Origin of the sequence: Isoptericola sp. NPDC057191 (genome assembly GCF_042670225.1) — a bacterium.
In the GTDB taxonomy this organism is placed as follows: domain Bacteria; phylum Actinomycetota; class Actinomycetes; order Actinomycetales; family Cellulomonadaceae; genus Isoptericola.
Genome location: NZ_JBHUWC010000023.1, coordinates 25,385 through 33,730, shown reverse-complemented (window position 1 = coordinate 33,730; position 8,346 = coordinate 25,385). Strand labels below are relative to the sequence as shown.

General features: G+C 70.9%; 8 protein-coding genes. 4 read left to right on the top strand and 4 right to left on the bottom strand.

From position 1 onward, the window contains the following. Positions 1 to 58: 58 nt before the first annotated feature. The 3 genes from ACFT55_RS05740 to ACFT55_RS05730 form a co-directional block, all read right to left on the bottom strand. Positions 59 to 1,159 (bottom strand): BMP family protein, encoded by a 1,101-nt coding sequence (locus ACFT55_RS05740; RefSeq protein ID WP_380242468.1) that lies wholly within the window; start codon positions 1,157 to 1,159, stop codon positions 59 to 61. Positions 1,160 to 1,331: 172 nt separating this feature from the next. Further along, the gene (locus tag ACFT55_RS05735; protein WP_380242466.1) at positions 1,332 to 2,519 is read right to left on the bottom strand and encodes an amidohydrolase; all 1,188 of its coding nucleotides are present in this window, start codon (positions 2,517 to 2,519) and stop codon (positions 1,332 to 1,334) included. Next, positions 2,516 to 3,634 carry a mannose-1-phosphate guanylyltransferase gene (locus ACFT55_RS05730; RefSeq protein WP_380242464.1) on the bottom strand — a complete coding sequence of 373 codons (1,119 nt, stop codon included), beginning with the start codon at positions 3,632 to 3,634 and terminating at the stop codon, positions 2,516 to 2,518. Before ACFT55_RS05730 ends, ACFT55_RS05735 begins: the two co-directional genes overlap by 4 nt. Before the next feature lie 183 nt (positions 3,635 to 3,817). Here ACFT55_RS05730 and sdhC point away from each other — a divergent pair, with 183 nt between their 5' ends. From sdhC to ACFT55_RS05710, 4 genes are read left to right on the top strand one after another with little or no spacing between them, the layout of a single operon-like run. Continuing rightward, positions 3,818 to 4,201 (top strand): succinate dehydrogenase, cytochrome b556 subunit, encoded by a 384-nt coding sequence (sdhC, locus tag ACFT55_RS05725; RefSeq protein ID WP_380242462.1) that lies wholly within the window; start codon positions 3,818 to 3,820, stop codon positions 4,199 to 4,201. Continuing rightward, positions 4,201 to 4,665 (top strand): succinate dehydrogenase hydrophobic membrane anchor subunit, encoded by a 465-nt coding sequence (locus ACFT55_RS05720; protein WP_380242460.1) that lies wholly within the window; start codon positions 4,201 to 4,203, stop codon positions 4,663 to 4,665. Before sdhC ends, ACFT55_RS05720 begins: the two co-directional genes overlap by 1 nt. Before the next feature lie 15 nt (positions 4,666 to 4,680). Next, positions 4,681 to 6,516: a succinate dehydrogenase flavoprotein subunit gene (gene sdhA, locus ACFT55_RS05715; protein ID WP_380242458.1), complete on the top strand. Its 1,836-nt coding sequence runs from the start codon at positions 4,681 to 4,683 to the stop codon at positions 6,514 to 6,516. Next, entirely contained in the window at positions 6,516 to 7,292 is a 777-nt protein-coding gene (locus tag ACFT55_RS05710; protein WP_380242456.1) for a succinate dehydrogenase iron-sulfur subunit, read from the top strand. Before sdhA ends, ACFT55_RS05710 begins: the two co-directional genes overlap by 1 nt. Here ACFT55_RS05710 and ACFT55_RS05705 read toward each other — a convergent pair. Continuing rightward, a complete protein-coding gene (locus ACFT55_RS05705) occupies positions 7,276 to 8,334 on the bottom strand; it encodes a YihY/virulence factor BrkB family protein (RefSeq protein WP_380242454.1) in 1,059 nt (352 codons plus the stop codon). The two genes, ACFT55_RS05710 and ACFT55_RS05705, sit on opposite strands and share 17 nt — an antisense overlap. Positions 8,335 to 8,346: the final 12 nt, after the last annotated feature.

Genomic DNA, 8,346 nt, shown 5'->3' with positions numbered 1-8,346 from the left:
CCCCCGGGGTGTTCCCGCGGGCCCGCGCACGAGCGTCATCGTGGTGTCGTACCGGCGGTCACTCCTGGCCGGAGAGGTAGGACTTGACCGTCACGTCGCCGTCGATGATCTTCTGCTGCAGGTCCTTGACCTCGTCCATCAGGGCGGGGTCGACCTTGTCCTCGAAGCTGTGCAGCGGGGCGATGCCCACGCCCTCGTTCTCGAGCGTGCCGACGTAGGGCGTCGCGTCGAACTCGCCCTTGCCCGCGGCCACGACCGCTTCCTTGGTGGACACGTCCATCTTCTTGAGGATCGACGTGAGCACGTAGTCCTGCGTGGACGGGTCGGACTCGAAGAGGTCGGCGTCGACGCCGATGAGCGCGATGTCCTTGCCCGAGTCCTGGATCGCGGCGATCGCGGACTGGTAGATCGGGCCACCGACCGGCAGCAGCACGTCGACGCCCTGGTCGATGATGTTCTGCGCGGTGGTCTTCGCCGTCTCGTTGGCCTCGAAGCCGCCCGTGAACGAGCCGTCCTCGCCACCGTTGAAGCCGACGACCTCGACCTTGGCGTCCTTGGTCTCGTTGTAGTACTCGACGCCCTGCTTGAAGCCGTCCATGAAGATGGTCACGGTCGGGTACGGCTGGCCGCCGAACGTGCCGACCTTGCCCGTCTCCGAGTAGCCCGCCGACAGGTAGCCGGCCAGGAACGCGGCCTGCGCGGTGTCGTAGAGCAGCGGCTTGATGTTCGGGGCGTCCGTCTTGCCGTCGAAGTCCGCGTCCGCCGCGTCGTCGATGATGACGTACTCGGTCTCCGCGTTCGCCTTCGCGGACTCGATCGTGGCGGCCGACAACGCGAACCCGACCGAGACGATCGGGCTGCAGTCCTGCCCGACGAGCGACTCGACGTTCGGCTTGAAGTCGCTCTCCGACTGCGACTGGACGGACGTGAGCTTCATGCCGAACTCGTCGGCCGCAGCGGTCGCGCCCTCGAAGCTCAGCTGGTTGAAGCTCTTGTCGTCGAACCCACCCTGGTCCGAGACGATGCACGGCTTGAAGCCCTCCACCGCGGTGGCGGCGCTGCTGTCGCCGCCGCCGGACTCCTCGGGCGCCTCGGCACAGGCCGCCAGCGCGAGCGCGGCGACACCGGCGACAGCGGCGAGCTGGATCGCTCTCTTCACCTGTTGCTCCTGTCGATCGTTCGTCGGGCCAGGATCGTCCGGCCCGTCACCGAGGTGAGCCTAGCCACCGGTGACCGCCCGGAGAACCGTGAGCGGCGAACCTGCAGGAGTCGTTACCGAAGCGGTATCGACGCGGCACGTCCCCGGAACGCACCGGCAACTTTCCGGTGCCTCAGGGCTGCAACGCGAAACGTCCCAGCAGACGGGCCCCGAGAGCGATCGCCCGCTCGTCCACGACGAGGTCGCCCTGGTGGATGTCGTAGCGCCGCTCACCCGGCGTGGCGGTGCCGAGCCGCGCCATCGCCCCGGGCACCTTGGTGAGGTACCACGCGAAGTCCTCGCCCCCGAGCGACTGCTCCGTGAGCACCACGCCCTCGGGCCCGAGCACGGCCGCGCCGGCCACCTCGAGCGCACCGGTCACCGCCGCGTCGTTGTCCACCGGCGGGACGCCGCGCGCGTGCCGCACGGTGACGTCCACCTCGTACGGCGCCACGACCTGACCCACCGCGTCGTGCAGCACCTGCCCGGCGCGCTCCCACGCGCGCACGTCGAGGCAGCGCAGCGTGCCGCTCACCGTGCCCGTCGCGGGGATCGCGTTGTGCACGTTGCCCGCGTGCACGGCGCCCCACGTGAGGTTCACCCCCGAGCGCGGGTCCAGCCGGCGGCCCAGCACCGCCGGGACCTGCGTGATGACCTGCCCGAGGGCGTACACGACGTCGCCCGTGAGGTGCGGGCGCGAGGTGTGGCCGCCCGACGACGACAGGGTCACCGTGACGCTGTCCGAGGCCGAGGTGATCGGGCCGATGCGGGTGCCGACCTGCCCGACGTCCAGCTTGGGCTCGCAGTGCACCGCCGCGATGCGGTCGACGCCGTCGAGCGCGCCCTGGGCGACGACGTCGTGCGCACCGCCGGGCATCAGCTCCTCGGCCGGCTGGAACACGAGGCGGACACCACGCTCGAGCAGGCCCTCGTCGTGGAGCGCCGCGAGCGCCAGGCCCGCCCCCAGGACGACGGTCGTGTGGACGTCGTGGCCGCACGCGTGGGCGACGCCCGCCACCACGGAGCGGAACGGCAGCCCGCAGGAGTCCTCGAGCGGCAGCGCGTCGATGTCCGCGCGCACGGCCACGCGGCCGCGCCCGTCCGCGGTGCGGTCGGGGCCGATGTCGCAGAGGAGCCCGGTGCCCTCGAGCAGCCGCGGCTGAAGCCCGGCGGCGCGGAGCCGGTCGGCCACGAGGGCCGTGGTGCGCACCTCCTGGCGCCCCAGCTCCGGGTGGGCGTGCACGTCACGACGGATCTCGACGAGCTCCTGCTCCAGCGCCGCGACGACCTCGTCGAGCCGGCGGCCCGCGTCGGCGCTCACAGGACGTCCTCGCGGCCGTGCACGCGCATCGCGTCGACCATGTCCTTGACCTGCTGCGCGCGCGCCCGTGTCGTCACCAGCAGGGCGTCCGGGGTGTCCACCACGACGACGTCGTCGATCCCGAGCAGCGCGACCACGCGGTCGCCGTGGGGCACGACCACCGAGCCGGCCGACTGCACGCGCACCACGTCGCCGGGGTCGCCGAGCACCTTGGACCCGCCGTCGTCGTCCGACGGCAGGAGGGCGGCGAGCGAGTTGAAGTCCCCGACGTCGTCCCAGCCGAACGTGCCGGGCACGACCGCCACGCCGCCCTCCGCGGCGACGGGCTCGGCCACCGCGTGGTCGATCGCGATCTTCTCCAGGCCCGGCCACACCTCGGCGACCACCTCGGCGCGGCGCGGGGTGTCCCACGCCTCGGCGACCGTGCGCAGCCCGTCGTGCAGGGCGGGACGCAGCCGGGCGAGGTGGCCCAGGAGCACCGAGGAGCGCGCGACGAAGATCCCGGCGTTCCAGCGGTACTCGCCGGACGCCACGTAGGTGCGTGCGGTCGCGGCGTCGGGCTTCTCCGTGAAGCCGCGCGCGTGCAGGGCGCTGGGCGCGCCGTCGACGCCGAGCGGGTCCCCGCTGCGGACGTAGCCGAACGCTGTCGAGGGGCGCGACGCCGCGATCCCGATCGTCGCGACGTAGCCCGCGCGCGCGGCCGCGACGGCCTCCCGGACGGCGGCGTCGAAGGACGACGCGCCGGACACGACCTGGTCGGCCGCGAACGAGCCGACGACGACGTCCCCGTGCCGTCGCTCGAGCACGGCCGCCGCCAGGCCGATGGCGGCCATGGAGTCGCGGGGCGACGGCTCCGCCAGCACGGCGTCGTCGCCGAGCCCGGGCAGCTGCGCGCGCGCCGCGTCCACGTGCTGCTCACCGGTGACGAGCACCACCCCGCCGGCGCCGGCCAGCGGCTCCAGCCGGTCCACCGTGCCCTGCAGCAGGGTGCGGCCGGCACCCGTGAGGTCGTGCAGGAACTTGGGGGCGCCTGCCCTGGACAGGGGCCACAGGCGGGTGCCCGCGCCCCCCGCCGGGACCACGGCGAAGAACCCGGGGACGGGTCGGGTAGTCATGTCCGCAGCATAGTGACGCGTGCTGACGACGGAGCCCTGGGCGACGTCAACCCTGTGGGATGGGTCACGAAACGCCCCGGGGCGTCCCGGTTTGCCGGACCTGGTGTGCCACGAGCCGACCGGATGTCATTACAGTGACCGTGAACGGAATCCACACAGAATCCGCCAACGGAGGCTCCCCCCGTGCCTACAGCACCTGCTGGCACGCTCTACCGCGGCCGTGAAGGCATGTGGTCCTGGGTCGCGCACCGCGTGACCGGCGTGCTCATCTTCTTCTTCCTTCTCGTGCACATCCTGGACACGGCGCTCGTCCGGGTCTCGCCCGAGGCCTACAACGCCGTCATCGGCACGTACCAGACCCCGATCATGGGACTCGGGGAGGCGGGCCTCGTGGCCGCGATCGTCTTCCACGCGTTCAACGGCGTCCGCGTGATCCTCGTCGACTTCTGGGCCAAGGGCCCGAAGTACCAGAAGGCCATGCTCTGGGTCGTCGTCGGCCTGTTCGTCGTGACGATGGCCGGCTTCCTGCCGCGGCACCTGATGAACGTCTTCGGAGGTGGGCACTGATGGCTCAGACCCAGACCCCGTCCGCGATCGCCGCCCCGCGGTCACCGTACGCGCGTCGCAAGACCACCCGCGGCAACTACGAGCTGTACAGCTGGGTGTTCATGCGGGCGTCGGGCGTCGTGCTGCTCGTCCTCGTCTTCGGGCACCTGTTCGTCAACCTCATGGTGGGCGACGGCGTGCACGCGATCGACTTCGCCTTCGTCGGCGGCAAGTGGTCCTCCCCGTTCTGGCAGGTCTGGGACCTGCTGATGCTGTGGCTCGCGATGATCCACGGCACCAACGGCGTGCGCACGATCATCAACGACTACGCCCAGCGCGACTCGACGCGCGGCGTGCTCAAGGCGCTGCTGTACCTGGCGTTCACGATCGTCGTCATCCTCGGCACCCTCGTGATCTTCACGTTCAACCCGTGCCCGCCGGACGCGCCGGCGAACCTCCTGCCGTCGATCTGTTCCGCGAACTAAGGACTGGCTCCCCCGATGCAGACACACCAGTACGACGTCGTCATCGTCGGCGCAGGCGGCGCCGGCATGCGCGCGGCGCTCGAGGCCTCCGGCGAGGCCCGCACCGCCGTCATCTCGAAGCTCTACCCCACCCGCTCCCACACCGGCGCCGCCCAGGGCGGCATGGCCGCCGCCCTCGCGAACGTCGAGGAGGACAACTGGGAGTGGCACACCTTCGACACCGTCAAGGGCGGTGACTACCTGGTCGACCAGGACGCCGCGGAGATCCTCGCGAAGGAGGCCATCGACTCGGTCCTCGACCTGGAGAAGATGGGCCTGCCCTTCAACCGGACCCCGGAAGGCCGGATCGACCAGCGCCGGTTCGGCGGGCACACCCGTGAGCACGGCCAGGCCGCGGTGCGCCGCGCCTGCTACGCCGCGGACCGCACCGGCCACATGATCCTGCAGACGCTCTACCAGAACTGCGTGAAGCAGCAGGTGGAGTTCTTCAACGAGTTCTACGTCCTCGACCTCCTGACGGACCACGACCTCACCACGGAGCAGATCGAGGACGGCGCCGAGGTCAACGCGACCGGCGTCGTCGCCTACGACCTGGCCAGCGGCGAGATCCACGTCTTCCAGGCGAAGGCGATCATCTTCGCCACGGGCGGCGCGGGCAAGATCTTCAAGACGACGTCCAACGCGCACACCCTCACGGGTGACGGCATGGCCCTGGCCTACCGCCGGGGGCTGCCGCTGGAGGACATGGAGTTCTTCCAGTTCCACCCGACAGGCCTGGCGGGCCTCGGCATCCTCCTGTCGGAGGCGGCCCGCGGCGAGGGCGGCATCCTGCGCAACTCGGACGGCGAGCGCTTCATGGAGCGCTACGCCCCCACCATCAAGGACCTCGCCCCGCGCGACATCGTCGCCCGGTCGATGGCCAACGAGGTGCGCGAGGGCCGCGGAGCCGGCCCGAACAAGGACTACGTGCTGCTCGACCTGACGCACCTGGAGCCCGCGCACATCGACGCGAAGCTCCCGGACATCACGGAGTTCGCGCGCACCTACCTCGGCATCGAGCCGTACACCGAGCCGGTGCCCGTGTACCCGACGGCGCACTACGCGATGGGCGGGGTGCCGACCAACATCCAGGGCGAGGTGCTCCGCGACAGCCACAACGTGGTCAAGGGCCTCTACGCCGCGGGCGAGGTCGCGTGCGTCTCCGTGCACGGCTCCAACCGTCTCGGCACCAACTCGCTGCTGGACATCAACGTGTTCGGCAAGCGCGCCGGCCGTTCGGCGGCCGCGTACGCGAAGACCGTCGCGCAGCACGCCGAGCTCCCCGAGAGCCCGGCCGCCCGCGTGGAGGCGCAGCTCGCCGAGATGCGCGACCGTCCCGACGGCGAGCGCGTGGCGGACGTCCGCCAGGCGCTGCAGGAGACGATGGACGCGAACGCCCAGGTGTTCCGCACCGGCGACTCCCTGAACGAGGCGCTCGCCACGATCCGCGACCTCCAGAAGCGGTACCGGAACGTGTCCGTCCAGGACAAGGGCAAGCTGTTCAACACGGACCTGCTCGAGGCGATCGAGCTCGGCTTCCTGCTGGACATCGCCGAGGTGACCGTCGTCGCCGCCCTCAACCGCAAGGAGTCGCGCGGCGGGCACTACCGCGAGGACTTCCCGGCCCGCGACGACGCGAACTACATGCTGCACACGATGGCGTACCGCCGCCCGACGTCGGCCCCCGACGCCGGCGACGGCCACGTCCCGGGCTACTTCGACCACGTCGAGGACTTCGGGGACTACAAGGTCGTCCTGGGGTCCAAGCCCGTCATCCAGACCCGGTACGAGCCCATGGAGCGGAAGTACTGATGACTGCTGTTCTCGAGAACCCCGCTGCCCCGTCGTCCGAGCCCCAGGCCGGCGCCGTCCCCAGCTTCGAGGTCACGCTCCGCATCCGGCGGTACAACCCCGAGTCGGTGCACGGCGAGGAGTCGACCTGGGACGACTTCACCGTCCAGGTGCACGGCACCGACCGCGTGCTGGACGCCCTGCACAAGATCAAGTGGGAGCAGGACGGGTCGCTGACCTTCCGGCGCTCCTGCGCCCACGGCGTCTGCGGTTCCGACGCCATGCGCATCAACGGCCGCAACCGGCTCGCCTGCAAGACGCTCCTCAAGGACATCAACCCCGACAAGCCGATCACCGTGGAGCCCATCAAGGGGCTGCCCGTGGTGAAGGACCTCGTGGTCGACATGGAGCCGTTCTTCGCGTCCTACCGCGAGATCATGCCGTTCCTCATCACGTCGGGGAATGAGCCCAGCCGCGAGCGGATCCAGTCCCCCGAGGACCGCGCCCGCTTCGACGACACCACCAAGTGCATCCTGTGCGCCGCGTGCACGTCGTCGTGCCCCGTCTTCTGGACGGACGGCCAGTACTTCGGCCCCGCCGCCATCGTCAACGCGCACCGCTTCATCTTCGACAGCCGCGACGAGGGTGGCACGCAGCGCCTGGAGATCCTCAACGACAAGGAGGGCGTCTGGCGCTGCCGCACGACCTTCAACTGCACCGAGGCCTGCCCGCGCGGCATCGAGGTCACCAAGGCGATCCAGGAGGTCAAGCGCGCGATGATCACCCGCGCGTTCTGACGCTGGACGCCCGCAAGGCGTAGGAGCCCCGTCGTACCCCGCGTACGACGGGGCTCCACGGCTTTCCGGAGCCCTGCCCGCGCCGCACGACGCGGTCGATCTCCGCGGCGTCCCGCCTCGCGGCGACCTCCGCCTCCGCGTAGGCGATCTCGTCCAGCCGCGGCGGGTCGTAGACCCACGCGCACACCAGCAGCAGCACCCGGGCGACGAAGTTGACCAGCACCAGCACGGTCACGAGCCCGGCGAACGCGGCCAGCAGCGCGTTCTTCGAGGCGCCCGCCGCCACGACGGAGGTGCCGAGCCAGCGCAGCGCGCCCGCGACCACCCCGGCCGCGAGGCAGCCCAGCAGGAAGTCCCGCCGTTTGCGGGGCTGGACCCGCGCGACGACGCGGACGATGAGGTAGACGAGCAGCGCGTCCAGCGCCACCCCCACGGCGGCCGTCCCCAGGGCGGTGAGCTGCGCCACGAGGAAGCTGCTGCCGAAGAGGTCCTCGACGCGCCGGCTGACGGTCTGCGAGACGATGCTCGCCGCGGCGGACGCGACGATCATCCCGCCGAGGATGACGAAGCCGAGCAGCTCCCAGATCTTGGACAGCACGGGGCTGACGCCCACGACGGGCAGGTCGAACATCGACCGCACCGACCGCCGCAGGGCCCGCATGAAACCGATCGCCGTCCAGAGGAACACCACGGCGGCGACGATGGTGGCCGGGTTGATGACCGACGGCAGCAGGAGGTCGCTGGGCGCGACGATGCCGTCCGGGTTCGCGTCCGACCGGATCAGGCCGGGCAGCCAGGTGTTGATCTGCTTGAAGACGGCTTCCTGCAGCTCCGGCCGGTCGGCGAGGGTGCGGGAGAACACCGTGAACCCGATGGTCAGCGCGGCGAAGAGGGAGAAGATCGCGGTGTAGGCGATGCCGCCGCACAACAGGGCGCCGCGGCGGTCGACGTACCAGTACCAGGACCGGACGGGCCGCAGGCTCCTGAACCACTCGTAGACGGTCAGGGACCGCTCCCTGACGCGCTCGAGTCGGTCGTTCACGAGGGCGACACT

Bases quoted from the DNA above. Each gene is read 5' to 3' on its own strand.
- ACFT55_RS05720 (WP_380242460.1), top strand. From the start codon at position 4,201: ATGGCTCAGACCCAGACCCCGTCCGCGATCGCCGCCCCGCGGTCACCG.
- ACFT55_RS05710 (WP_380242456.1), top strand. From the start codon at position 6,516: ATGACTGCTGTTCTCGAGAACCCCGCTGCCCCGTCGTCCGAGCCCCAG.
- sdhA (WP_380242458.1), top strand. From the start codon at position 4,681: ATGCAGACACACCAGTACGACGTCGTCATCGTCGGCGCAGGCGGCGCC.
- ACFT55_RS05730 (WP_380242464.1), bottom strand. From the start codon at position 3,634: ATGACTACCCGACCCGTCCCCGGGTTCTTCGCCGTGGTCCCGGCGGGG.